Genomic DNA, 25,906 nt, shown 5'->3' with positions numbered 1-25,906 from the left:
TATCTGTCTAGGCGACGGGTGACAACTTCTGCACTTTCTCTTGCAAGGAATCCATCAGGGATTGGAACGGGGTGACGAATTTATCAATCCCGTCCAAGAGCAAGTCTGCCATCACTTGATCCAAGTTGATGTCAATGTCGGGATCTTTGAGACTTTCGATCAGCGTGTAAGCTTCTGCAACGTTGTTCTCAATCCGGGGTGCGACATCGCAGTGATCGAAACAAGCTTCAACGGTGTTCGGCGGCAAAGTGTTAACCGTGTCCGGGCCGATTAGTTCATCGACGTACATGACATCGCTGTAGTTGGGGTTTTTGGTGCTGGTGGAAGCCCACAGCAAGCGCTGTACTTTCGCTCCCTTGGCCGCTAATGCTTGCCAGCGATCGCTCGCTACGATCTCTTTATACTTCTGGTAAGCTACCTTCGCATTGGCGATCGCCACTTTCCCTTTCACCGCTTCCAGTTTGGCTTTGGTGGAAATATCCGTGACATTTTTGAGTTTCTCATCAATCTTGCCATCGACATTGATGTCGATCCGGCTCAAGAAGAAACTGGCAACAGAAGCAATATTGCTCACATCCAAACCTTTAGCCACCCGCGCTTCCAAACCGCGAATGTAAGCCCAGAAAGTTTCGACGTAGCTGTCAACCGAGAACAGCAAAGTCACGTTAACGTTAATCCCTTCGCTGATGACTCGCTCGACTGCGGGCAAACCTTCAGCGGTTCCCGGAATCTTAATCATCACGTTTTCTTTGCCAAGGGCTTTGTAATAGCGCAGGGCTTCGCTAATCGTGCTTTCTGTGTCGTTGGCGATCGTCGGTGGCACTTCAATGCTAATGTAGCCGTCCAAACCCTTCGACTCTGCGTAAACCGGGGCGAAGATGTCGCAAGCGTTGCGGATATCTTCAAATACCAGAGATTCGTAAATCTCCATTACAGATTTACCCGCCCGGATGCCCGCTTCGATATCCGCGTCGTAAATCACATTACCCGCGATCGCTTTCTCAAAAATAGCCGGATTAGATGTAATCCCGCGCAGTCCCCGACTTTCAATCATCTGTTTGAGTTCGCCGGACTCGATCAGATCGCGAGTCAAATTGTCCATCCAGATACTTTGGCCAATTTCTTTGATTTCTAACAGGTGATTCGTTGGTGTTGCTGTCATTACTGTAACTCCTACAATTTGATAGCTGTTAATTGGGACTTGGAAATTGGAAATTGAAAATTGAAAAGTGGTAATTGAAAATTGGCAATGGGGAATTGGTAATTGGGAGTCGAAAGTTATAAGTTAAAACCCTCTTCCTTCTTCCTGACATCCGTTACATCCGTTACATCCGTTACATCCCGTACATTGCTCGTTGCCGAACTTCCTTCACTTTTGGACTGTTCTAGGATTGCGCGATCGATCTTGAATAAAAGACTCCACCATTGCTACATTTTCTTTACTGCCGACAATCAAGGGCGATCGCTCATGCAGTTTGGTCGGCACAACGTCTAAAATGTCTTGAACTCCCGTACTGGCGCGCCCGCCGGCTTGCTCCATCAAAAACGCCAAAGGAGCCGATTCGTAGAGCAAACGCAATTTGCCCTCGGGGTTTTTCACCGTTCCGGGGTACAAAAACACGCCTCCCTGGAATAAAATCCGGTGGAAATCTCCCACCAAAGCCCCACCGTACCGGGCGCTGTAGCCTTCGCTGCGGTGTACGTAGCGAATGTAGTCTCTCAAAGATTCCTCCCACTGCCAGAAGTTGCCTTCATTAACGCTGTAAATCGGGCCGCGATCGGGAACCTTAATGTTTTCGTTAGCTAGAATAAACTCGCCCAAACTGGGATCGAGGGTAAAGGAATGAACACCCTGACCGATCGAATAAACCAGCATGGTACTGGGGCCGTAGAGTACGTAGCCAGCGGCAATTTGTTTGTGTCCATGTTGCAGCAAGTCGGAAGCAGAACCATCTTCATCGTCCCCCTCTTGCTTGCGGATGCTGAATATGGAGCCTACATTGAGATTGATGTCAAGATTGGAAGAACCGTCTATAGGGTCGTAGAGCAGACTGTAACGCCCGATCGGACAGTTTTCGGGAATGTAGTAGGGTTTTTCCATTTCCTCCGAAGCCAAGCGGCAGACAAGTCCGCTTTGCTGGAATACCGAGATAAACACTTCATTGGCATAGATATCCATCTTTTTGACGGATTCTCCCTGCACGTTCACAGCCCCTGTAAACCCTAAAGCATCTTCCATTAATCCGGCTCTGCTGAGCCGCCTTGCGATCAGCTTAGCCGCCAGCCCGATGCGATTCATCAGGGCACTGAGATCCTGAGCATCTGCACTAAAGCTGTGAAGTTGCTGGAGTACGTGACGGGATAGAGTTGTGCAATCGCGGTCTAAGGCTTGCACCTGATCGATCGGGCCCAGGCGGGTTTCCCCTGTCGGCGCGTTTACCATGATTTTGATGTCCTCCCTGTCTTGCGGCTTGCTAGTTGGGGATTTTCAGGTGCAAGGCGTTTGCCCCTGAATCGGCTTTTAGGTCGATCGTCCCCCAAGTTCTATCTTAGGAAGGGTTTTGCGATCGGGCGTCGAACTTTAGGTGAATTTTAGATCCCCATCGAAAATTGAGGAGTTCGATCGAGTGTTGAGTCGGGAATTGTATTAAAAATCACTAAATTTTTTAATTAAGCGCTGAGGAAGAGCGGAACAAAGAAGGAAAATGCAATAATTAAGGATGTTTTCAGCGATTAAGAACGTCCTGACCGTTTTGACAGTTGCTCTAAGAAATTTATTGTTGAGCTGACAGAAGCGAAGTCTGACGGCTAAAATTTTCCAGGGCATTCAAATGAAACAAATTATGAAACAAGGCGCAGCGATCGATCCCACAGGACTCTACCGCTACTCTCTGTGGCGGGAGTGGGACGCCAATGCTCCTAGAGTAGCCTTCGTTATGCTCAATCCCAGTCGTGCGGATGCAAATACTGACGATCCCACACTCCGCCGATGCTTAGGCTTTGCCCGCTCTTGGGGTTGCGGTTCGATCGAAGTAGTCAATTTATTCGCTTACCGTGCCTCGCGGCCAGATATTCTGCGCGTGGTATTAGATCCCGTGGGACCTGAAAATGACCGCTATCTCCAAGAAGCTGTGGAGCGAGCCGATCGAATTATTGTGGCTTGGGGCAATCGGGGCAGCTTGAGGAACCGATACCAAACCGTTTCCTCTTGGCTGATGTCCCGTGAGAATCTCTACTGCCTGGGAATTACCCAGATAGGCCATCCGCGCCACCCGCTGTACGTTAGAAGCAGCACAACTCCTCTCTCTTACCCGCATTAAATTAGCTTGCAGATTTTTGTTAAACATTGCAAAAAGTTTTGTCAAAGAGACAAATTTATGCAATTATTCTTTAAATTAACTGTATAGACAAACTAACAATGTGAGTATTATCGGTCACGGCATTGATATTGTTGAAATCAAAGACATCAAAAAACTAATAGAACGGTCAGGGCATCATTTTGAAACGCGATGCTTTACAGTAACAGAGTGCAGTGGTGCAGGCTCCGATGCCAACCGCATCCAATACTTTGCAGGTCGTTTTGCAGCTAAAGAAGCAGTGCTTAAAGCTATTGGTACGGGGTGGAGCCAGGGAATTTCGTGGACTGATATTGAAATCCAACGTTTGCCAACAGGTAAACCGTTAGTAGTGCTGTATGGCAGATGTCAAGAAATCGCAGCAGAACTCGGCATTGCCATGTGGTTGTTGAGCATAAGTCATACGCCGTCATATGTAGTAGCGAGTGCTATTGCTGTTGGTTAAACCCCCGCTCAGTTAGCTTTTTATATCAATACTTCAAAAAAAAAATTATTTTTCTGCATAGGTTATCGAGCGTGCGTCGATGTCAACAACAACCGTTCCTCCGCGATTTTTTTCCACCTGCCGCCAGACTTCGTAGCCCGTAAGAATCGCCTCCTCCCAATCGCCGTGCGAACACTGAGCAACTTCTAGGTGCGAACTCATATTTTTGATAGTTTTCAGCAGTTGGTCATCAAGAGCGACAACTCCTTCTAAAAAGTTGTGATCCTTAGCATAGCTGAACACGAGAGCTGACAAGCCTTCCTCAATAGCTATTGCTCGACCCCCGTCTTCTACTTCGTCAATGCGGGGATTGCTTTTGCGCTTAAGTTTTAAGTTGCTGCGGATAACTGGCGACCAGCCCAAAACCGCGACATAAGAGAGATGAAAAACGTCATGAAAGCGATAGCCGTCGCTGGAATAAGAGTTGTCAGTGAGGTCATTCCCAATCTGTTTTCCGTCGATGAATGCCTTCATTTTAACTGAGTTATTTTGGTTCACTTCAGTAATCTCGACTATAAACTGCCGTGGTAAACATTCGTTTTCGGGAAAGCCACCATCAAATATGTATCCAGTAGTGCTGACATCTGTCTGTAATGAATCTCTCCATCCCCAACGAGCGCGACACTTTTCAATATTACCTTTTGCAACTTTTTCCAAATCGAGATCGAATTTGCTTGCCACGTTGGCAACATACCAGAGCAAATCTCCTAACTCTTCTGCGATGGCCTCTTTGAAAAGTTTGTGAGCAGCTCCATCTCGAAGGTGTTTTTTGTACTCGGTGAGCAGCGAACCCGCTTCACCTGCCAAACCGAGTAGAGGCACTATAATTCCGTCTCCACTTTTAGTAGGAACTCGATCTGTTTTCAGCGCCTGTTCTTGATATTCGTGAAAATCCATACTTCACTCCTTGAGATTCTATTTTGGCTTAAACTGAGTGTCAGCTTTGGCTGCTCTGTATTCTTCAATAGCCTGGTTAATTCCCCACTTCGGCGGATACCAGTAAGCGACGGGTTGCGTGTTAGCTGAGTATTTCTGCTTGATCCGAGTGCGGCCTGATATTCCGGCAATATCGGGATGTTTCATCCGAGCATATTTATCGACTTCGCAGAACAAATTTTGGCAATCAATAAGTTGCAGATTTCGTCCCCATAGCGACTTAAAATCAAGTCCGAGTCGCTCAAACTCAGATTCTTGAATATCTGCCATAAACTTGATGATTTCTGGTTCATTCAGTCCGCCTAAATCGAGAAAACATTTGCGGATACCGTCGAGCGCTCCTGGCCCAGGAATTACAAAATCCATCTCGCTAAAGTTGGTAATCTCGCTATAGTTAACATCGGTAATAAATTGGTAAGCCAAAAAATCGCCTAGGGTTGGGTATTCGCGCAGCAAATCGAATCCCTTGTGCATATTCGTTGCATCTGCTAGCTTATGAGGCAGTTCGTCAGCCATCATCAGCTCGATCAATTTCAGGTGATTGCGGTGCTTTGCAGTGTGTCCAAAAGTTTTTCCTCCTGATGGCATGATGTATGCGGCAGAATAGATTGTCTGCTCTGACTTCATGGCTTCTGTGAGAACTCGATCGTAGCGATCGAATGAATATTCTGCGTAAATTATGGAACCAATTTTGTTCTCTAAAAGCTGCCAAGTTTCTATTTTGTTGAACAATTTGAAGATCATAATCCTAAAGAATACTTCCTTGCTTGAAGCAGGAAGATCATTCCGGTAAATGACGTTGCGTATTAGGTACTGGCTTGTGCGATCGGATGCTCTATACGCATTGGTAAATTTGTATGTAGAAAGGATTTGATCGTCAGTCCAAGGTATTTGTGCATTCTCTAATTTTTTGAAGAATATCTTCTGCCTTTCGGCGGCAAATCGCCAGTAACTATCGAACACAACGGTAGGCTTTGCAGGCAGAATGTGCGAGATTATTATAGGTGCTAATCTGGTTTTTTTGCCATAATCACCAAGTTCAAAACTCAGTTGTTTGCTCGGTAGGCTAACATTTGCATCGGCTTGTTTTGAGCGTTTGTTTATCATATTAAATCCTGCTGGATTTCAGTGCGATCGCTCTTAATTATACTGCCTGACGCGCCACTTTTTTAAGTTCCTCTAGAGTGGGACATTTTTTTTTGATATTGTCCATCTTTGCTACACCTACAAAGCAGTTCATGCGCTCGAAGCTTAGTCCCATTTCATGAGCCATGAAATCTCCCAGCTTGCACAGACCTAAGTAATTACCATAGGCTTTGTTAAACAACAGTTGAGTAGCATAAAAGGCGTTCAGTATCAAGCTTTTTTTGTGGGGTATAAAGCTGACGTGTTGGAGGCAAGGGAAGGGAATTCGTGGATCGATAACATGATCTCGTGCTGGATCAAAAATCGAGGCTTGAAACATCGATCTTCTAACTCCAGTACGTGACTTGTACTGGGAAATGATGTATTCGAGTTGGTTGCCATTATTAGGCCCAGAACCATACGCGATCAATCTTTCAAAGTAAAGACCGCGCTTGTTTTTCTTGGGTGCGAGAGCTTGAATTCTGGGAAAATTTTCGAGGTAGGTATGAAATAATTTATTTCGGTCATGCTTAGACCTTTGCCAGTATGAAGCAGGAAAGATTGTATTTGCAACGGTGTGAACTGACTGTTCGTTGTTAATTTTGAGGCAGTTATCAAGAGCATCTCGAATAGCTTGGTCTTCGTTGGGCATACCATTGGTAAAGCCTGTTAAGGTGATCAATAGTGGCGAAACTTCCTTGCCGGGATTATCGATGATATGGAGGAATGCACGACTCCAAGCGTGGGAAAGATTTGTTTCTTCAATAACAAGAGGTGAACTGCTACTCATCTTCTGCCTCCTCAAGGTGTCGATATTGACTTAAACCAACGAATTGATGGCGGGAAACGCGAACAAAGACTGCCCAATTTGTATTGCGACAGTAGACGCGCACGATGCCGGGACGGTTAGCTCGAAAAAGACGACCATTTGGACGGTCTTCTTGAAAAGTAATAGTCGGATTGGCTGCCTCTGCGGTACTTGGTAATAGCAATTGGCTTCCGACTTCGGCATCAATGGTAGGAATTGACCAATGTTCGTCAGCAATAATTAATGGCTCGGAAGATGGGTATCCGACTATCTGTTGTCGGATAGTTTTGGGCTTAACTTTGAGAAGTAAGGAAGCTTGTGTTCGATCGATCATTTTTAGGGCATAGGTCATGTGATTTATTAAAGTCTCGTACCCAACACCAAAATTGCAGGCGATCGTAAAAATCTGAATTGGTGTTGCACAAGCAACATCCCATCCGCGCTCGACAAAAGCTTTTCGCAGTCCCAAAGTTGGCATTAGCAAGAAAGCTGCAAAGGAATTAACCAGAAACTCATCTGGGTTATTAAAAGCCTGAGATTTTTCTGAGTCTTCTATCAGCTCATCGACTCTTAAACCGTGTCCAAAAATGTGGTGCCCTAGTTCGTGAGCGCAAGTAAAAGTGCGTCGTGGAAATGGCCGCAGTCCTGAAAGTAATATTACCGGCTTTTCTTCTTTGCAATACATCCCTTCCATGCTGCTGATTTCAACAAACCTGACCCTGACATTTAGCTGGTCGCACAAACCATAAATACAGATCGGACTTTTGAGATCGAAACCAGTTTGCCTCCGCACATCTATTGATTTGCACATGGCCTTTTGAGCCAAAGTTTGTTTCTCTCGCTTCGTATTGAAGTAAGTAGTTTTATTGGTCACAGTTTTTCTCCTCCACTTCGCATTGAGGCAAGTATTGTTAGAAGTCTGTCGAGGTCTTCTGGCTTCAGCTTCTGAAGTTCTCTGGCCGCTAGCTGAAGTTTGTTATCGCGGACATCAACTTTTTCTGCCCCTTCACCCATTAGCCACGACGTACTTACGTCGAAAATTTCAGCAAGTTTTGCCATTTCTTGTGCAGAAACACTTCTATTGCCAGCTTCTATCTCTGAAACGGAGGGTCGGTGAATACCCAGCATCTTGGCGACCTGAGCCTGCGAGAGACCGGCCATTTTACGAGCTTCGCGAATGCGGTTCGCGATAATTGCTTTTTTTTTATCTGTCTGACTCATACTAAGTCTCTCCTTTATTGACGATCTCGCAGACCATAGCTGCTGATTCGCTGATGGTAAGTTGTCGCTTGCCATCTTCCGAGAGAAAGATGTTTTTGTTGTTAGGTATATTCACGTTAAGTGTGCTAGCAAGCATACCGATCGCGACAGGGCAGATCAGACTGTCAAACCCCTCAAGATTAGTCAGGGGACAGGTTGTTCCCCTAATTTGGCTTCCGTCGTATCCACTGTCGCTTTGAATTTCGTGAAGCACCTCTATGAGCTTTGCCTCCACATCGTTTGGGTTCATGATGCGACCGGTTTCTTACTTTATGTAAGATATTCTTACACATACGCTTATAGGTTGTCAAGCACAGGTGGTCGAGAATTTTTAAGATGCGTTTACCCGAAAGGGTACACACCTTACCAGTAACTAAGTGGAGATTTGTGCTCCTTGGGTGTCGATCGCGATCGCCCTTACATCAGCCTTTACCCCAAATTCCATCCAAGCAGCCGCCATTTCCCTCTCAACCGCCTCAGCGTTAGCCACCTCCGTTAAAGCTAAAAGTGTTGGCCTGGCACCGCTAATTACCATTCCATAGGCCCCTGCATTCAGGGCGGCTTGCTGCACCGCTTCATATCCCTGAATCAGAGATTGGCGGTAAGGCTGGTGAATTTTGTCTTGGAGGGCGCAGCGCAGCCAGTTTTCATTCCCAGTTTCCAAAGCCCCCACTAGGGATATTACACTGATGTGCCTTTGAATATAAAATGTAAAACTCTTGGAGTGCTGACATTTGTTCTCTCAATCTAGATATCTCTACATCCCAGGGAGGGAGTAGTTTCTCAAGGTGGCGAACATCACTAAACCACAGTCGTAACTCAGGTTTGAGAGTTGCATAAAGCGTTTCGGGGCACGAGAGTAATATTGCTGTTATTATCTCTGCTACGAATGGCTGTTGCGACCACTTCCCTACAACAGACATTGCATCCCAGTCATCGCTTGACAAGCATTGGTGAACAATATCAAACAGTGAATTTAACTGAATAGCTGCCCGTAATTTCTCAAGTGTCTCTGCCGTTTCTGACGAGGTATGCAGCATAGTTGTGAATTCAACAGGCCAATGGTGCAGAAGGGTACTGACAAATGAAGCAATTGAATCAGGTTGCTCTTTTCTCACAATGTCGGGGAGTATTTCTGCAAAGTAAGTAGCAACACTACCCCACTGATGTAAATCACAAGCAACATGAAAAAAGGTTTCTGGCAACCTTTCACTCTTCTGCAAGGAAATATAACCTCGACATTGATTAGTGACGGAATCGAGAGGTTCAAATGCTTGCCATAACAAAGGCAGAGAAACCCAGTGAGGTGGATATTTGAAACGGGCAACATCCAGCAGAAGAACTAGATCCCGCTGTGGATGATAGCCACCAATTGGTGAGAAGTGACCATCACCGGTTTGTCCCAATACCTTTCGGCTGTAGGAAACAACTAGATGAATATCACCTGATGCCGCAGTCACCTCCTCAACAGCTTGCCGAAAGTTTTCCAAGCTGCTTTGGTGGTAACGGTTAGGTTTTACAACAGCACCGTTGCAACGTGCTATACAGACAAACTCATCAAAGGTGATACCGTTTTCTTTAATGACCCAAAGAGGTAAGCAACAGTCTAAAAATTCCTCTCCATACCATCTCCACACCCCTTTCCAAATGCGACCCGGATCGATGGATAAGGCATTAAGAACAACAACTAAACTACCCAATCCACAAAAAGCGGGTTCTGCTTGAGTGTGAAACTGTTCCGCTAGAGCAAAATACCCTTCCATACCTCCCAATGCCAAGGCTTCTCGAAATATTTGCTTTCCCTCTACGGAGGAAAAGGCAATAGCAGAATCGGGGAGTGAACGACGATAAAACCCTTGAGCAGACATTGAGTGTTTTAACCCTTATTGCTGATGGTGCTAATAAATATTATGCAAAATCGTCACATTGATAATGATGAATGCACTTATTTACTATTTTTTTCAATTTTAGCAATAAAACGCTGCGATGGTTTGAGTTTTGGGGTGCAAATTTAAAAAACGTGATTATTTGTGACGGACGGCTAGGCATCAAGGTGAGGAAATAATTCGGCTATTTGCCACAGATTGAGCGGTAGGCAGCTTGGATTAATCTCACAGCACCCTTCTCAAGAACAGGCTTTCCGGCCTGTTCCACAAAGAGTGAATTTTCTTGTGGAACAGGCCGGAAAGCCTGTTCATAAAAGCTTATTGAGAATGGTGCAACATCTCTGATAAATTAAACTTTTATGAATAGCCTTAATTACGCGATGTTTTATAAGAGTCGGATCAAAAGTTGTAATAGTTGCAATCACTCAAATTTAACTCGGTGATTTGGATTGGCACTAAAGTGGTCGATGCTCAGGAGATTTATATTGAGGTTGCTGATAACGATATGGGAATTACCAAATACCTTACAGCCCCCATTTTGGCTCCATTTTTGGTTGGCACCACCCGCCATTCGTCAAAAATTACTATCAGCTAGCGGATGTTTTTATAGCAGCACAAAGGAGAGCTGCATCACAGTTAATTAATAGTGTTTGCCGTTGGGTGGGGGCGGGTTTTTGAGATTGTTGGTTTTAGCCAGAGATTGTTGGTGAACCCGCCCCTACAGGGACTGCAAAATAATTTAAAAATGTAAAATTTTGTATATGAACTGACCGAACTTATCGAAAATAGACGAGAATTGAACAGTTAATTAATAGTGTTTACCGTTGGGTGGGGGCGGGTTTTTGAGATTGTTTGTTTTAGCCAGATATTGTTGGTAAACCCGCCCCTACAGGGACTGCGAAATAATTTAAAAATGTAAAACCTCGTATATAAACTGACCGAAGAGAGCGAAAATAAACGATACTGGAACAGTTAATTAATAATAGTGTTTACCGTAGGGTGGAGGCGGGTTTTTGAGATGGTTTGTTTTAGCCTCAGATTGTTGGTGAACCCGCCCCTACAGGGACTGCAAAATTTTGGAAAAATGTAAAATTTTGTATATGAACTGACCGAAGTTGCGGAAAATAGACGATAGTTGATATGCAAGAGATTTCAATTGCCAGCGAAAACAAATTTTAATCAGGTAATAAAATGGTAGTAGCAGCACCTGTTCAATCCGGCAGTCAGTCGATTTTTCAAACTCGCTACGACAACTTTATCGGCGGCAAGTGGGTGCCACCGGTGAAAGGGAAATACTCGGAAAACCTGTCTCCAATTACAGGAAAATCAATTTGTCAAATCCCCCGATCGACCGCCGAGGATGTAGAATTGGCACTGGATGCCGCCCACGCCGCGAAAGACAAGTGGGGTAAGACTTCCCCAGCCGATAGGGCGCGGGTTTTACACAAAATAGCCGATCGCATCGAAGAAAACCTCGATCGCCTCGCCATCGCCGAAACCTGGGACAACGGCAAACCAATTCGCGAAACCCGCCTCGCAGACATACCGCTGGCGATCGACCATTTCCGCTACTTCGCAAGCTGCATCCGAGCTCAAGAAGGGTCGATCGGCGAACTCGACGGAACAACAGTCGCCTACCACTTCCACGAACCCCTAGGCGTCATCGGACAAATCATCCCGTGGAACTTCCCGATATTAATGGCCGCCTGGAAACTCGCCCCAGCCCTCGCCGCCGGAAACTGCGTCGTGCTCAAACCAGCAGGCCCCACCCCCGCCTCAATCTTGGTACTGATGGAAATCATCGCCGACTTAGTACCAGACGGCGTTATCAACGTAATAAACGGGCCCGGCGCCGAAATCGGCAAAACCCTCGCCACCAGTCCCCGGATTGCCAAAGTCGCCTTCACCGGGGAAACCACCACCGGCAGGCTAATCATGCAATACGCCTCCCAAAACGTCATCCCCGTCACCCTAGAACTAGGTGGCAAATCTCCCAACATTTTCTTTGAAGATATCTGCGCCCAAGACGACGAATTCCTCGACAAAGCAGTCGAAGGATTAGTCATGTTTGCATTTAATCAAGGCGAAGTGTGCACCTGTCCCTCCCGCGCCTTAATTCAGGAGTCAATCTACGATCGATTCATGGAAAGGGCGATCGATCGCATCCGCCAAATCAAACAAGACAACCCCTTAGATCCGACAACCGCCCTCGGCGCGCAAGTCTCCATCAACCAGATGGAAAAAATCGCCGAATACGTCAAAATCGGTCACGCCGAAGGCGCAGAATGCCTCATTGGTGGCGAAAGAAACATCTTATCCGGCGACTTGCAAGACGGCTATTACTTCCAGCCAACAGTCTTCAAAGGAAACAACAAAATGCGAATTTTCCAAGAAGAAATCTTCGGCCCAGTATTAGCAGTAACCACCTTCAAAGACGAAGCCGAAGCATTAGAAATTGCCAACGATACCCTCTACGGTTTAGGTGCCGGAGTTTGGACTCGCGACATCAACACCGCCTACCGCATGGGCCGCGCCGTTCAAGCAGGCCGCGTGTGGACAAACTGCTATCACCTATATCCAGCCCACGCAGCATTCGGCGGCTACAAATCATCCGGTATCGGCCGCGAAAATCACAAAATGATGTTAGATCACTACCAGCAAACCAAGAATTTGTTAGTCAGCTACAGCCCGAAAGCATTAGGTTTCTTCTAAGATTTTAGTCATTGGGAAGAAAGAAAGAAGAAAGACAAACTTCAATGATTCGCGAACTCCTTCTTTCTCTCTTTCCTCTCCTTCTCTGCGCCCTCTGCGCCCTCTGCGGTTTATAAAAAAAAATCTCATTCAAAAACGAAATAAAATTGCTACACAAAGAGACTGCAATGGAAACTGCCAAAGTCACCGCAACAGAAGCCGCTTTAAAATTAATCAACCATCTCAAAACTCAACACGGACAATTGATGTTTCACCAATCCGGCGGCTGCTGCGACGGTAGTTCCCCCATGTGCTTTCCCGATGGCGAATTGATAATCGGTGATGGTGACGTATTGCTGGGCGAAATAGGCGGTTGTCCCTTTTATATTGCAGCGCAGCAATACAAATATTGGCAGCACACGCAGTTAATTATAGACGTGGCATCGGGGCCAGGAGGCAGCGATTTTTCCCTAGAAGGGCCGGAGGGAGAGCGTTTTATTACTCGTTCTCGCTTGTTTGTTAATGCTGATTAACTCTGTTTATCCTTAACTTGCCTGCAGTTTCTCTAAAAACATGAATTTGCTTAAGCCTGAAACCCGGTTTCTTTCATGGCAGCGAAAAAACCTATTTTTATTTAAGTTTTGATCTACAGCAATTTGGTCGCAAATTGCTGTAAGATTGCCGATCACTATTGTAATGAAGGAAAATCCAATTTTGGCGATCGCCCAATTGCGGATTGAGCTTTTGTTGATAGCGACAGGTTTCACGCTGCCGCTAAAATCAGTATCTGAGCCGGTGCAGGATTAATTATTAATTGGCGACTTCAAAATTTCTGCACTCAAAACTTCAGAATACTTTAAACTTGAGTATTTTTAATTAGAGCCAATTCAATTTTGTCACCAGCCTTTTGAGTCACTTGTGCGCGCAAACCGGGCCCAAAAAAAGTAGCTATTTTGTCTTGCTTTTCTTCCCATAAGTCGATCGGCAGTAGTGGCGAATAAAACTCTAAAATTAACCCATAAGCACCATCAACATCAACTTCCCGCAACCCTTGCAGGAGAGGCCGTTCCTCGTCTGTCGGGGCTAAGCCCAAGCGCTCCAAAGCATCATCTAAGTGCGCGGGTTGGCCGTAGCGAAATCGGGTGACATCTTTGCGGACTTGGTTTTGAGTATCTGTGGCCTGACTTTCTCGCAGGAGAAGAACTTCAGCAGAGGTAGGTTCGGTGAACTCCACCGGTTCGAGTTCGGCGGCTTTCAGGGCCAAACCTCCTAGCAACAGCGGAATTCCATAAAAAAAACCGGCTAGGTTCAGGGTAGGTCTGTCTGTGAAGTAGGCTCCGAAACCGACTGCTGCTATAATACCGCCCACAACTAAGGCTAGGTTTGCTAAAGAAATTTTACGTAACATATTAGTGAGGTAAGTAGTCGGACAGAAAAAATATACTTTAATTATTATCTGTCAAAAAGTCTTGAATAAATTTAGTTTTTTTGCCAAAAGACCTGCAAAAACTGCTAGCATCGATGAGCGCGGGAGCGGTGTGCATCCACAGTCTTGTCTCTAGCTTCAGAAGCTTATCCAGCCGGACTCGTCCGGGCGCGCCATTGGTAAATATCCGTGTTAATTGCGCGGCTTTGGTTCCAGAAGGCAATCGAGATCGGCAGTATCATCAAAGTATACAGAGTGGCGATCGCGATCGACACTCTTGCCCTTTCAACCATTTTTCGGACATGATTAAAGACGAAGACAAACAAACTGCTGGAGCAAACAAGGCGGTTCTGGAGCAGATTAACTCGCTCAAGCGCGAAGATGAAAGGCTTTATAATATCTTAGCGATCGATGTCTGGGCCCTAGCCAAGACAATGGATGAATATCAACCGGGATTTTGGGCGGCTTTTATGAAAAACCGGGAGAAAGCCCTGAAGCGATTTTTAGCTGGAATGATGAAAAATAAACCCGCAGATACCAAACGTCCGCCTTTTTTGCGCTAAAATGTGGCTGAAGTTTGGCTGAGGTTTTGATGTACAATCAAACTATAACACAGACCAAAAAATCCTGAGCAGGTTCATCACTTACCATATAAAAACAGTGAAGGATTTGCCCAAAAAGGGATGTCGGTGAATTAAGAATCTCCGTCTGTTCGCAGGGGGGAATGTCAAATATTTTTGTTAATAGTAGCAAAGGCAAAAAACCATGGATGCACAAACACTCAAAGAGCGCGTAGCACAGATCGAAGTCAAGCGGGAATCCCTCGTGCGGCTGTTAGATCGATCGGACTTGGGATCCCTGAGAATAGATGTGAGTCAGGCGATCGAAGAAATTGATGATCTCTTAGAAGAATTCAAGCGTACTTTTAACAGTTAAGTAGTCAGTAGTCATTAGTCAGTAGTCATTAGTCAGTAGTCATTAGTTGTCGCGCATTTAATTTGGATAATTATGTTAGTAAAAATCTTGTGGGGTGGGCATCTTGCCCGCCCCCAAAGTCAAAATTAAATGCAGTACAGCTTAATAGCTAACAAGAACCTACACTGCTAACTGCAAATTTGACAACTGACAACTAATGACTAATGACTAATGACTAATGACTAATAACTAATTCAAAACCATATCCATCAAAATTTGCTGAGAGCTCACCTCCGGGCAATTAGCAGGCGGCCGCCGCTGAGAGTAGTGTCCTGACGGCTGCAAATCCCAAGCTTGGCGGTTGTCAGCCAGCATTACGCCCAAAATTTCTTGCAATTCCTTAGCAATTGTCGGGTCTTCCACTTGAACTATGGCCTCAACCCGTCTGGTGAGATTGCGCTGCATCCAGTCAGCAGAACCAATATACACCTCTTCGTCGCCACCGTTGAAAAAATAAAACATCCGAGAATGCTCTAAAAAGCGGCCGATAATACTGATAACTCTGATATTTTCGCTAACACCTTCAACGCCGGGACGCAAACAGCAAATCCCCCGAATAATCAAATCAATTTTCACTCCCGCTTGGGAAGCTTCGTACAAAGCAACAATGATTTGAGGGTCAACTAAAGCATTCATTTTAGCGACAATGCGGCCACAGCTACCGGTGCCACCTTCGGCCTGCAAGCGGCAGAAGTCTGCCTCGCGGCGAATTAAAGCTAAAAATCGATCGCGCATATTGACCGGTGCCACCAACAATTTGCGATAAGATACCTGCCGCGAATAACCCGTCAAATAATTAAACAAATCCGTCAAATCCGATCCCAAATCCTCGCGACAACTCAACAAACCCACATCGGTATAGAGTCCGGCTGTTTTGGGATTGTAATTGCCGGTGCCGATGTGGACATAGCGGCGGATGTAATCGTCCTCGCGACGCACTACCATCACAATTTTGGTGTGGGTTTTGAGCCCCACCAAACCGTAAACTACGTGGACTCCAGCTTGTTCTAACTTGCGAGCCCAATTAATATTATTTTCTTCGTCAAACCTAGCTTTGAGCTCTACTAAAACGGCTACCTGCTTGCCGTTTTCTGCTGCTTCAATTAAGGCGCTGACGATCGGCGAATCTCCCGAAGTGCGGTATAAAGTCATCTTAATCGCTAACACAGAGCGATCGTGCGCCGCCTCAGTAATAAACCGCTGTACCGTCGCCGCAAACGAGTGATAAGGATGGTGTAGCATCAAATCCCCCTGGCGGATGGCGGTGAAAATATCCTCGCCCTCCTCAGCATCCAACATTAATTTGCCTAAAATCATTGGTGATTCCGAGTTCCGCAAACGGGGCGGCACAACCGGAGTCCAAGGCGGGTCTTTCAGTTCCGGCACCGGCAGCCCCACAAAAGACATCAAATCCTTGAGGCCTAGCAGCCCCTCTACGACGTAAACATCTTGCTCACCGAGATCCAGCTCTTCCATCAGCATATCTCGCAGTGCAGGTGGCATAATCGCTTGAATTTCCATTCGCACCGCAGAACCTCCAAACCGGCGCTTGCGGAGTTCCTGTTCTATTGCCAACAGCAAATCCTCCGCCTCATCTTCCTCCACCGTCAAATCGGAATTGCGAGTAATGCGGAACGGGTGATATTCCTGAATGTCCATCCCCGGAAACAAAGCTTCTAAATTGTGGGCAATCACCTGTTCTAGGGGCACGCCAGTCCAAACCGGAGATTTGCCCCTCTGCTGCCACTGCAAATCCCCCGGTAGTGGCAAAAACCTCGGCAAAACCTGCGGTACTTTGACGCGGGCAAATAATTCTTCCCGCGTGTCGGGGTCCCTGACTACTACTGCTAAATTGAGGCTGAGATTGGAAAGGTAGGGGAATGGGTGGCTGGGGTCAACTGCTAGGGGAGTGAGTACGGGAAATACTTGTTCTTTGAAGTAGCGATGCAAGTAATTCCGCTGTTCTTGATTGAGGTCAATGTAGTCAAGAATGTAGATGCCGCTTGCTGCTAGTTTCGGCCGCAGGGTTTGCTCAAAATAAGAGTGTTGCTGAGAAACCATTGGCAAAAGTCGCTGGTTAAGGGCATCTAGCTGTTGTTGAGGGGTGCTGCCGTCGGAAGTCAATTTGCTGACTTTTGCTTGTACTTGCTGTTTGAGGGCGGCCACGCGCACCATAAAATATTCGTCTAGGTTGGAGCTAAAAATAGCTAGAAATTTGAGCCTTTCTAGGATGGGCGTGCGGGGGTCGAGAGCTTCGTGAAGCACGCGGTTGTTGAATTCTAGCCAGCTTTGTTCTCGGTTGAAGTAATATTGAGGATCGCTGAGGTTGATTTCAGTGTAGGTTTTGGCGGGGGTCTTTTTTGGTTTGGGCATGGTTTGGGGGAGTCTTTGGGAGGCTCGGTGATGGCATCTCTAAAAATAGTATTGTAGGTTAAAGGATTGGTTCGCATCTGCTTTTGGTCGATCGCACGTTTTTGTAATACCTGTAGGGAAACGGCATTGCCCTTCTTCGTTTCAACTTAAGACTCCAACCTTTGAGAAATCTCCTTTTTACCATAGTCTAGATCCCCCTAAATCCCCCTTAAGAAGGGGGACTTTGATCGGACTCTTGTCCCCCCCTTCTTAAGGGGGGCTAGGGGGGATCGAGATTTAATGGTCAAACAGCAGTCTGTGACTGGGTTTAACGTTAAGTTGTCATGCCTTGGGCACGGTGGGGTGTCCGGCCCCTGGATCGCGAACCCATCCCTCCCATCCAATTCTGTACCGCATTCGGCAAGTCCTCTTGATTTGGCCCAAAACCTGTTAAGGGCAATTCCAGCGGTGGGTTAAGCGTGCCATGCTTGATAAAATTCTGGGTAAGTCATATTTTCGGCACACTCCCAGATGACTCCGTAGCACTTCTCATTGCGACCCAAATTATTTTTGTAGATTTCGGAAGTTAGGCATTTTTTTAAACCTGAAACTGCGGTAGCGAAATGTTTACCTTTCATAATTTTCAGTAAGCTATCTGCCGGGTCAAAAATAGAATATTCAGGGTGATAATTAGGAATCAACTCTATTAAAGTCGCGATCGCAACTGTGTAATATTTCTCTATTTTCCCTAAGCTAGATGCCGCTCGACACAGGGTATCTGCATTACCTGAATTGCCGATTAACTCGACTAAGATGGCGAGCGCTTCAGGACTATCTTTTCCTATTGTCCCTAAGCTAGATGCTGCTTCCCACGGGGTATGTTCATCACCTGAATTGCGGATTAACTCGACTAAAGCGGTGTTCGCTTCCGGGCTATCTTTGCCGATTTTCCCCAAGCTTTCTGCTGCTTGCCGTCGGGTATATTCATTCTGAGAATTAGCGATTAAATCGACTAAAGCGGAGATTGCTTCTGGGCTATCTTTACCGATTTCCCCCAAGCTTCCTGCCGCTAAACGCCGAGTAAATTCATCACCTTAATGGCGGATTAACTCGACTAAAAGGGAAATTGCTTCTGGGCTATCTTTGCCTATTTTGTTTAAACTTGCTGCTGCTGATGACTGGGTTATTTTATTGTTTGAAGTGCGGATTAAATCGCCTAAAGCTGAAATCGCTACTGTGTTACCTTTGTCTATTTTTCCCAAACATTCTGCGGCTCGCCACCGGGTAACTTGATTGCGGGAAGTGCTTATTAACTCGACTAAAGCAGCGATCGCAACAGGGTTATTTTTGCCGATTGTTGCTAATCTTTCTGCCGCTTGATAACGATTATCTTTAGGACGGTAGTTGCGGATTGAATCCAATAAAGTTTCGATCGCTACCGGGTTATCTTTGTCTATCTTACCTAAAATTTCTGCCGCTCGCCCTTGAGTAACTTTATTATCTGAAGTGCGGATTAACTCGACTAAAGCGGCGATCGCAACTGGATTATTTTTGCCTATTTTCACTAAGCTATATGCCACTATTATACAGGTAGGTACGTTAGACCACCCGAAAACCGGGTAGAAACCGTTCTCAACTGAATTGCGGATTAGTTCTACTAAAGCGGCGATCGCTTCTGGGCTATCTTTTCCTATCTTCCCTAAGCTATATGCCGCTCGCTTCCAGGTGTTTTTCTCAACAGAAGTGTGAATTAACTCTGCTAAAGCGGAGATCGCTACTGGGCTATCTTTATCAATTTTACCCAAGATATCGGCCGCTTGCCACCGAGTAACTTCATCCTGAGAAGTATTGATTAATTCGACTAAAGTGGCGATCGTGTCTGGGCAATTTTTGCCGATTTCCCCCAAACTTCTGGTCGCTTCCCTCCGGGTATATTCATCACCTGAATTGCGGATCAACTCGATTAAAGCGGAGATAGCCCTTTGGCGATCTGTTTCTTTCAGAACTTCCCTTGCCCTCTCGACAATTGGATCGAGAAATGTCCGCCACTCCTGTTTTTGCTTATTAAAATAACCAAATCCCCAAATAACAATCTGCGACACAATCTCATCAGCAAGACTACAATCTTTAAACTCAGCAATCCCCGCAGCCGCTAGAAAATATGCCCGATATCCATAAAATTTATCCCACCCAACCTTAAACTTAACCAACGCTTTAATAAACGCTTCCTTCTCCTCCTTCCCTACCTCCTCACGCCCCAACCACAGCAAAATAACCTCCTTCCACTGCTTCTCAAAAATGCGATACCTAGCATCAGGATGTTGCGGATTCTTAGGAAAGTGATTCAAGAAAAAGTGCCAATCCTCAACCGCCAACGCCGCAAAATATTCCTGAAACGTCGGATGGTAAAAAGCATAAATCCCCTCCGCCGTCTCCGCATCCCTCGCCACTAAATTCAGCCAACCCAAACGACAAGCTAACTCAAACTGCGATGCACCCATCACCCGATATCCCACACTTTCTCGCAACTGAAACCGGGACGTTTCATTTAACATCCCTGAAAGTGCCAATTTCCCCAAAGCAGCATTCAATTCCTGCTGCTGAATCAAATTCAGGCGCGGTTTTTTCCACTGATACAAAGTTGTCACAAACCGTTGATAAAGCTTCGCCTTAGTATCCGGCAAATCCCCATCCAACGACTGCCAAGTGCCGCACAGCAGCGGGCATCTCAGGGGATTTTTCACTAAATCTCGAATTCGCTCTTTCCCCGGTGCTGCTAATGCTTCGCGTAGCTGTTGAGAAAGATCCTCTCCAGCCCCCCTTGCTAAGGCTACCGTGTACACACAAACCCCTTGATAAGGGGAGGGTTGGGGTGGGGTAAAAAATTTACGATTCATTTAGGATTGCTATATATACTGCGAACCGGTTGAATTGAAAGTTTTACCGCATTCGTGAGCGCATACGTCCAACCTTTTGGAACAGGAAAAACTTTTTGTGAGGTCTTCGCGAAACCAATCTCTGGCGATCGCATCTTTCACTGATTGAGTTCTGAGAGAATTAAAGCCATTTCCATACTTTTCAATTAAAGCCAGCATTTGCGGTCTGTAAGTGTGGTTATAAACAGCGTATTTAGTATGGCTTACCCAACAGCAAGGCCAGAGTTCCGCTTCAAAACTGATGAAAATCTCTTTGCTGGCTTGAGTTTGACAGCTAATTTCTACATTTCGGTAGTAATTGTTTAGGCTACCAAATTTTTCTACAGCTTGCAGAAATTGGTCTCCCTGGGGATTTTTATATTGTTCCAAGGATGGGGGTTGGAGTTCTTCGCTGGCTGGCTTTGATGGGACAGAAGGAGTTGCTTCTGGTGCTTGAGTGGTTTCGATTGCTATAGCTTGATACCAAGCATAATTTGCTTTTTCTGGTTGCCCCAACTGTGTCAACACTTTAGCCAAATTGCGATAAGCTCCTGCAAAATTGGGTTTAAGCTCGATCGCCTTTTGGTAATAAGCACTAGCGGGCTGCCACTGTTGCTGTTGAGCATAAAGACTGCCGACATTAGCATAAACTTCTGGAAAATTAGGCTGAATTTTGAGGGCCTTGGCGTAACAGTCTGCTGCTGCTTGCATCTTCCCCAAACCTTGAACAGCATTGCCTAAAGTTTTCCAGGCTGCTGCAAAATTAGGTTGATTTTTTAGGGCTTGTTGGCTGGCTGCGATCGCCTCTGATAGCTTTCCTTGTTTCAAGAATTCCTCAGCTTGTTTGTGCAATCCAACAGCGGTCTGTGTTTGATTTTGAGGAGCTGACGCATTATTTGTTGCTGGTTGGTTTGGGCGATCGCTCTTGGCATCTACCTGAGACTTTTCTGCCTTCTGAGGCTGTTGATTGGCGGACTCTTTTTCATAAATCTCTTTCGCCACAAAACGAGAGGTTGCTTTCGGTACAAACTCGACAAATCCTAATTTTTGGGCTAAATCCCGTGCTGCTTCTACTTGGTGCTGGTTGTGTTCAAAAATCAAGTAGTGCCATACAGCTTTTCCGCCAGCTTGGATGAAGGCATTAACAGACTGCATTATTCTGTCCCAGTTGGTATTTTGGCGGTAGATGCTGTTAGTATCTGCCAACCCGTCGATACTAAAAGTTACGCTATCGTGTTCTCCTGTCATCGCCTTTGCCAGGGCTTGCCACCAGTCGGGATTGCGTCCGCTACCATTAGTATAAAGCCCGATTTGAGGAACTCCCATGCGGTGCAAATACTCGATCGCGGGAATTGTGGTATTGCTAGTCATAGCATCGCCGTAGTTGCCGCACATATACACCAAATCCAACTGAGAGCAAAACTCTTGTGGGAAAATTCTCTCAATATCCTCCATCTTTAATTCTGCCCCCGGCAAAATCGGGTTGCCGGTGCGGGGACACTGGGGACAAGCTGCATTGCACCTGGAGGTAATTTCTACGCTGACTCTCCTGATATCTTCATATTTTAAGTACATGAGTTTTCTCCAATTAATTTGTGATTAATATTGAAATCGCGATCGACAGAATTAGATAACAAGAGGTGTGATTGAGTGATTAAAAATTAAAATTATACCTTATGCCTGCAGGCTGTGAACATGATATAAGTTTTTTGTATAAAGACCGAGGCGGCGATGACGACTATCTTGCTTGATTTCAAATTTTAATCAAAAACCGCAGCTCGATCGACATCGAGCCGCGGTTTTTTTAAGCTAAAGTTTCACTTAATCCCGGCCGTTGAGAGCAATCAGCAGGCGCAGAATGAAAATGAACAAGTTGATGTAGGTCAAGTACATCGACAGAGCGGCGGGCAAATACTGGTCGTCGCGGTAGCTGCGGGGTAATATGTAAAAATCGACGATCGCAGCGCCGGCAAATATAAACACGCCGATGCCAGAAATGCCAATTTCCAACCAGGTTGGGGTGTAGACGCCAAATAGAGATAGCAGAAACTGGCCGCCAACGACGACTAACAAAGCAATCACACCTAAACTGATAGTTTTGGTGAGGGCCATGCCGTCTTGTTCAGAAAGGTTGGAGCCAATTTGGCGGGCGGCGATAAAGGTAATGCCGCAGCCGAGGGCTGCAAAACCAATACCGGCGATGCCGACGCCTTCGCTTCTGAGGGCTATAGACACCAATCCGCTGAGGGTGTAGCCTGTAAGCAAGCTGTAGGTTGCCAGCAGAGGCAAAGCGGTATTTTTGTTATTTTGTTCGGCTGCGCCGCGGGCGACGAAGAACAGAATTAATTGTAGGACGATCGCGGCAATGAACGTGGGAAAGAAGATCCCGGGATAGTTGCGGATCACTCCGAGGCCACCGTAGGTGCCGACAGCAGTTAAGACAAGTCCGCCGCCCACGAAGGGGAGAGCGTTGGAGATGACGTTGGGGCCTACCAGCGCGTGGTTTTTGGCCTCGCGCACGGCTTCGCGGAAATTGCTAGTGTTACTCACGAGGATTTACCTAATTTGGGCTGAGAATTGCTATCTATCATTTTGACAGCTTTACACTTTGTTTGCAAAACCTCAAAGAGTTTAAAGATTTGATAAAGAACGGGGGTGAAATCACTCCAACGCAGGGATCGATTGTTTATAATCGACTGCGTACAGGTCTGTGCCGTGTCGCCCTCTCGCACCGTTGCGCGTCGTGGCTAAGCTATAATTGAGTTTAAGAGGTCGGCGCTATCTGCGGTCAAGGGCTACCTTAAAGTCGATAAAATCGCAAATAGCGGATGTAAATCAATTTGGGATGGGGGATTTACGATTGCGGATTAAGGAGTATATGCTAGAGGCAGGGATCACAGTTAATTTTAGGCTTTTGATGGGCGATTTAGTTTAAACTAGAGACCAGAAACTTCAATAATGTAAAATCGCCAATCAAAAATCGCTTCCGTTAATTACTAAGGTAGCTCAGATAGAGGATACCCAGAAAATTAATGAATAGATCGAGTTCTATCGAAAAACTGCTAAATAGGTAATGTCCAATGCCCACATTTTTTGAGCGCAAATTATTGCCACCTACAGCCGGAATTTTATTGGCTGCCGCCGTTATTTCCGGCGGTCAACCTGCCGTTGCAGCTAATGTCCGAGCCGTTTATACCGCTACTTCTGGGCAGGGTTCAGAAAATTGGCTGCTGGCTAAAAATACCGAGCAATTCACCCAAGCAAATTCTGGAATACCGAGCCGGGGGCCGGCAAAGCCGGAGCCTCTCCCGGCAAGAATTCCTGAGCCTTCGGCGGTGGTAGGGTTGGGTTTAGTTGCGGGTTCGCTGGCGCTGACTCGCCGGAAAGTGAGAGTTAAAAATTAGACTTTTAGCCAAAAGTCTAATTTTTGGATTTTTAACTGCAGATACACGCGGATAATCGCAGATCAATCAGGATATCAGGATTTTAGCCGATCGCGTCGCGCAGAGCATTTTTAGTCATAGCTGCGATCGACTGTTCGGTAGCTTTCGGCAAGTGATAGTATTTCCCTCCAGAAGTCTTGGCCAATTCCTTCGCAAAGCCAGTCGAAATAAACTTGCTCTCGGTATCAATCACCAGCAACTGCATTCCCAAACCGCGAATTTTGGCAGCAATTTCTAACAATTCAGCTTTAATATCTGGCTTTTCTCCATCTACAATCGGTTCCCCCAAAGAACGAGCCAAAGGAATATTCCCCCGCCCGTCAGTAATTGCGACAATCGCAACTTGACCGATATCTCCAGACTGACGGGCGTTGACTCCCACCCGCACGGCTTGAGTCAAACCGTGGGCCAGGGGGGAACCGCCGCCACAGGGCAACCGTTCCAAACGCTTGCGGGCCAAGGCTATGGAGCGAGTCGGCGGTAGCAGCACTTCTGCTTGTTCTCCGCGAAAGGGAATGAGAGCAACTTGGTCGCGGCTTTGATAAGCTTCTGTCAGTAGCTGCATGACTGCACCTTTGGCCGACTGCATTCGGTTGAGGGCCATCGAACCGGAAGCATCGACGACAAAGACGACTAAAGCTCCAGCTTTTCTGGCCAAGCGCTTCGCCCGAATGTCTCCCTGTTCCACAAATACACTGCGCTGAACCCCCCCTTGACCGGGGGGTTGACTCGTCTGTTGCCCCCCCAAGCTTCGGGGGGGTTGACTCGCCTCTTGCCCCCCCTTACTAAGGGGGGGTTGGGGGGGGTGAGAATTCCTGTCGCGGCGGGCTTTTTGGTAAGGTGCGGCGGCTCTGAGGGTGGCGTCAACGGCGATGCGGCGAACGGGGCCTTTGGGTAATACTGGCTTGACGTAACGGCCTCTATCTTCCGAGAAAATGGTGCTGCGGCTGCCGGATTTGCCTTGTTTGTTGGCGGATTGTTGGGCGAATAAAAGCACGCTGGGGTCGAGAATTACGCCTTCGGGGTCGAAGAGAAATTCTTCGGGAATGGTATCTTTTTCTGGTTCTTCTTCAGGTTCCGGGTTGTCTTCATCCTCTTGGTCTTCTTCGTCTTCTTGCTCGTTTTCTGGTTCGTCTTGTTCTTGTTCTGACTGCTTTTGGGGAGGCGGTGGGGGGGGAGGAGGAGGAGAGTTTTCGTCTGGGGGAGTTTGGATGATGGTGGCGCGGGGTACGATGACTAATTCTACGGCGCGGCGCAGGTCTTCGGCGTTAACTTCTGTGCGTCCTTCGATGGCGGCGGCGGCTTTGGCGACGCGGACTGCGAATATTTCGGCGCGGTGTCCTTGAACGCCACCCCGGATGGCTTCTTCTACTAGGTAGGCAATTTGTTCGCGTTTAATGCTGACATCTTTGAGCCATTCTCTGGCTAGGATGATTTGGGTTTTGAGGTTGTCGGTGTCTTCGCTGTATTGATTGAGAAAGTCTTGGGGGGAGCTGGAGTAGGATAAAGCTTGTTCTACTGCATAGACTCTTTCTTGTAGTTCGAGTGCTGCGTCGGCTGAAAGTACGATCGCGATTCGATCGAGCAAATGTTCTCTCAGTGGCCCTTCTTCGGGGTTGTAGGTGGCGATAAATAGAGGTTTGCATGGGTGTTGAAAGCTAATGCCTTCGCGCTCTATTTGGTTGCGCCCTTCGGTTAATACTGTTAGCAATTGGTTGGAAATGTTGTCATCGAGGAGGTTGATTTCGTCAACATAAAGTACGCCTCGATTTGCTTGGGCTAAGAGTCCGGGTTGAAATACGGTTTGGCCGAATTTCACTGATTGTTCGACATCGACTGAACCTAAGAGTCTGTCTTCGGTGACACCCAAAGGAATTTGAATGAAGGGTGTGGGAATTATTTCTGTATTTGGGGAATTACTATCGGTGGTGTGGGCATCTTGCCCGCCATTTTCTGGTAACAAGCCTGATGCCTGTTCTGCAACAATTTCATTAGGTTCGGCGTTGCAAAAAGAATCTTTAACAATTTCAATGGGTGGCAGTAAGGAGTGCAAGGCGCGGGCCATTACTGATTTTGCTGTACCGCGGCGGCCTGCGATCGCAACTCCTCCCAATCCGGGATCGACTGCTGCTAACAGCAGGGCTAATTTGATTGCTTCTTGCCCGACTACGGCGGTGAGGGGAAAGGCGGTGGTGGAAGGGCTAAGGTTGGCTGCGGGCATAGGATTTTCGGATGTAAAAATTTGAACT

Annotated in this window: 25 protein-coding genes and 1 pseudogene; 8 read left to right on the top strand and 18 right to left on the bottom strand. The window is 46.6% G+C overall.

Annotation, left to right across the window (positions count from 1 at the left end):
- Positions 1-7: 7 nt before the first annotated feature.
- Both tal and fbp read right to left on the bottom strand, forming a co-directional pair.
- Positions 8-1,162, bottom strand: coding sequence for a transaldolase (gene tal, locus QUA88_RS05310; protein ID WP_333207695.1), 1,155 nt, complete (start codon positions 1,160-1,162; stop codon positions 8-10).
- A 207-nt stretch (positions 1,163-1,369) separates the two neighbouring features.
- Positions 1,370-2,443: a class 1 fructose-bisphosphatase gene (gene fbp, locus QUA88_RS05305; RefSeq protein WP_333270639.1), complete on the bottom strand. Its 1,074-nt coding sequence runs from the start codon at positions 2,441-2,443 to the stop codon at positions 1,370-1,372.
- Between the two features lie 400 nt (positions 2,444-2,843).
- On the opposite strand from fbp, the gene QUA88_RS05300 reads away from it, so the two are divergent.
- The gene (locus QUA88_RS05300) at positions 2,844-3,320 is read left to right on the top strand and encodes a DUF1643 domain-containing protein (protein WP_333270636.1); all 477 of its coding nucleotides are present in this window, start codon (positions 2,844-2,846) and stop codon (positions 3,318-3,320) included.
- Between the two features lie 100 nt (positions 3,321-3,420).
- A complete protein-coding gene (acpS, locus tag QUA88_RS05295) occupies positions 3,421-3,801 on the top strand; it encodes a holo-ACP synthase (protein ID WP_333270633.1) in 381 nt (126 codons plus the stop codon).
- Positions 3,802-3,846: 45 nt separating this feature from the next.
- On the opposite strand, the gene QUA88_RS05290 is transcribed toward acpS, so the two are convergent.
- The 8 genes from QUA88_RS05290 to QUA88_RS05255 all read right to left on the bottom strand — a co-directional run bounded on the left by QUA88_RS05290 (position 3,847) and on the right by QUA88_RS05255 (position 9,837).
- The gene (locus QUA88_RS05290) at positions 3,847-4,737 is read right to left on the bottom strand and encodes a nucleoside triphosphate pyrophosphohydrolase family protein (protein WP_333270631.1); all 891 of its coding nucleotides are present in this window, start codon (positions 4,735-4,737) and stop codon (positions 3,847-3,849) included.
- An 18-nt stretch (positions 4,738-4,755) separates the two neighbouring features.
- The gene (locus tag QUA88_RS05285; RefSeq protein ID WP_333270628.1) at positions 4,756-5,883 is read right to left on the bottom strand and encodes a nucleotide kinase domain-containing protein; all 1,128 of its coding nucleotides are present in this window, start codon (positions 5,881-5,883) and stop codon (positions 4,756-4,758) included.
- Positions 5,884-5,920: 37 nt separating this feature from the next.
- On the bottom strand, positions 5,921-6,691 hold the full coding sequence (locus QUA88_RS05280) for a thymidylate synthase (protein WP_333270626.1): 771 nt from the start codon (positions 6,689-6,691) through the stop codon (positions 5,921-5,923).
- A complete protein-coding gene (locus tag QUA88_RS05275; RefSeq protein ID WP_333270623.1) occupies positions 6,684-7,583 on the bottom strand; it encodes an ImmA/IrrE family metallo-endopeptidase in 900 nt (299 codons plus the stop codon). Before QUA88_RS05275 ends, QUA88_RS05280 begins: the two co-directional genes overlap by 8 nt.
- Entirely contained in the window at positions 7,580-7,930 is a 351-nt protein-coding gene (locus QUA88_RS05270; protein ID WP_333270621.1) for a helix-turn-helix transcriptional regulator, read from the bottom strand. The genes QUA88_RS05275 and QUA88_RS05270 overlap by 4 nt, the downstream gene beginning before the upstream one ends.
- Before the next feature lies 1 nt (position 7,931).
- A complete protein-coding gene (locus tag QUA88_RS05265; protein ID WP_333270618.1) occupies positions 7,932-8,219 on the bottom strand; it encodes a hypothetical protein in 288 nt (95 codons plus the stop codon).
- 123 nt (positions 8,220-8,342) lie between these two features.
- Entirely contained in the window at positions 8,343-8,633 is a 291-nt protein-coding gene (locus QUA88_RS05260) for a hypothetical protein (RefSeq protein WP_333270615.1), read from the bottom strand.
- Entirely contained in the window at positions 8,617-9,837 is a 1,221-nt protein-coding gene (locus QUA88_RS05255; RefSeq protein WP_333270612.1) for a phytochelatin synthase family protein, read from the bottom strand. The genes QUA88_RS05260 and QUA88_RS05255 overlap by 17 nt, the downstream gene beginning before the upstream one ends.
- A gap of 433 nt (positions 9,838-10,270) precedes the next feature.
- On the opposite strand from QUA88_RS05255, the gene QUA88_RS05250 reads away from it, so the two are divergent.
- The 3 genes from QUA88_RS05250 to QUA88_RS05240 all read left to right on the top strand — a co-directional run bounded on the left by QUA88_RS05250 (position 10,271) and on the right by QUA88_RS05240 (position 13,079).
- On the top strand, positions 10,271-10,450 hold the full coding sequence (locus tag QUA88_RS05250) for a hypothetical protein (RefSeq protein ID WP_333270609.1): 180 nt from the start codon (positions 10,271-10,273) through the stop codon (positions 10,448-10,450).
- Positions 10,451-11,046: 596 nt separating this feature from the next.
- Positions 11,047-12,567, top strand: a complete 1,521-nt coding sequence (gene exaC, locus QUA88_RS05245) for an acetaldehyde dehydrogenase ExaC (RefSeq protein ID WP_333055730.1) — start codon at positions 11,047-11,049, stop codon at positions 12,565-12,567.
- A gap of 167 nt (positions 12,568-12,734) precedes the next feature.
- Positions 12,735-13,079, top strand: a complete 345-nt coding sequence (locus QUA88_RS05240; RefSeq protein ID WP_333055729.1) for a DUF779 domain-containing protein — start codon at positions 12,735-12,737, stop codon at positions 13,077-13,079.
- A 323-nt stretch (positions 13,080-13,402) separates the two neighbouring features.
- On the opposite strand, the gene QUA88_RS05235 is transcribed toward QUA88_RS05240, so the two are convergent.
- Entirely contained in the window at positions 13,403-13,954 is a 552-nt protein-coding gene (locus tag QUA88_RS05235; protein WP_333055728.1) for a DUF2854 domain-containing protein, read from the bottom strand.
- An 80-nt stretch (positions 13,955-14,034) separates the two neighbouring features.
- Here QUA88_RS05235 and QUA88_RS05230 point away from each other — a divergent pair, with 80 nt between their 5' ends.
- Positions 14,035-14,535: a hypothetical protein gene (locus tag QUA88_RS05230; protein WP_333055727.1), complete on the top strand. Its 501-nt coding sequence runs from the start codon at positions 14,035-14,037 to the stop codon at positions 14,533-14,535.
- Between the two features lie 202 nt (positions 14,536-14,737).
- Positions 14,738-14,908 carry a hypothetical protein gene (locus QUA88_RS05225; protein ID WP_333055726.1) on the top strand — a complete coding sequence of 57 codons (171 nt, stop codon included), beginning with the start codon at positions 14,738-14,740 and terminating at the stop codon, positions 14,906-14,908.
- 228 nt (positions 14,909-15,136) lie between these two features.
- Here the strand turns inward: QUA88_RS05225 and ppk1 are convergent, their stop codons facing one another.
- The 6 genes and pseudogenes from ppk1 to QUA88_RS05200 all read right to left on the bottom strand — a co-directional run bounded on the left by ppk1 (position 15,137) and on the right by QUA88_RS05200 (position 22,764).
- Entirely contained in the window at positions 15,137-17,320 is a 2,184-nt protein-coding gene (gene ppk1 / locus QUA88_RS05220; protein ID WP_333055725.1) for a polyphosphate kinase 1, read from the bottom strand.
- A gap of 452 nt (positions 17,321-17,772) precedes the next feature.
- A complete protein-coding gene (locus QUA88_RS29470; protein WP_445242992.1) occupies positions 17,773-17,937 on the bottom strand; it encodes a hypothetical protein in 165 nt (54 codons plus the stop codon).
- 69 nt (positions 17,938-18,006) lie between these two features.
- Positions 18,007-18,369, bottom strand: a pseudogene (locus QUA88_RS29465) (HEAT repeat domain-containing protein); the annotation flags it as partial.
- Between the two features lie 24 nt (positions 18,370-18,393).
- Positions 18,394-20,196 (bottom strand): HEAT repeat domain-containing protein, encoded by a 1,803-nt coding sequence (locus QUA88_RS05210; RefSeq protein ID WP_333270604.1) that lies wholly within the window; start codon positions 20,194-20,196, stop codon positions 18,394-18,396.
- A gap of 9 nt (positions 20,197-20,205) precedes the next feature.
- Positions 20,206-21,789 carry a tetratricopeptide repeat protein gene (locus QUA88_RS05205; RefSeq protein WP_333055723.1) on the bottom strand — a complete coding sequence of 528 codons (1,584 nt, stop codon included), beginning with the start codon at positions 21,787-21,789 and terminating at the stop codon, positions 20,206-20,208.
- Between the two features lie 246 nt (positions 21,790-22,035).
- On the bottom strand, positions 22,036-22,764 hold the full coding sequence (locus tag QUA88_RS05200) for a Bax inhibitor-1 family protein (protein ID WP_333055722.1): 729 nt from the start codon (positions 22,762-22,764) through the stop codon (positions 22,036-22,038).
- Positions 22,765-23,294: 530 nt separating this feature from the next.
- Between QUA88_RS05200 and QUA88_RS05195 the strand changes: the two genes are divergently transcribed.
- On the top strand, positions 23,295-23,618 hold the full coding sequence (locus QUA88_RS05195; protein ID WP_333055721.1) for a PEP-CTERM sorting domain-containing protein: 324 nt from the start codon (positions 23,295-23,297) through the stop codon (positions 23,616-23,618).
- Positions 23,619-23,700: 82 nt separating this feature from the next.
- On the opposite strand, the gene QUA88_RS05190 is transcribed toward QUA88_RS05195, so the two are convergent.
- Positions 23,701-25,878: a VWA domain-containing protein gene (locus tag QUA88_RS05190; protein ID WP_333055720.1), complete on the bottom strand. Its 2,178-nt coding sequence runs from the start codon at positions 25,876-25,878 to the stop codon at positions 23,701-23,703.
- Positions 25,879-25,906: the final 28 nt, after the last annotated feature.

It is taken from the genome of Microcoleus sp. D3_18_C2 (assembly GCF_036702395.1).
Taxonomy (GTDB): Bacteria; Cyanobacteriota; Cyanobacteriia; order Cyanobacteriales; family Microcoleaceae; genus Microcoleus.
Note: the sequence above shows the minus strand (reverse complement) of the source record. Positions and strands in the feature narration are given on the sequence as shown.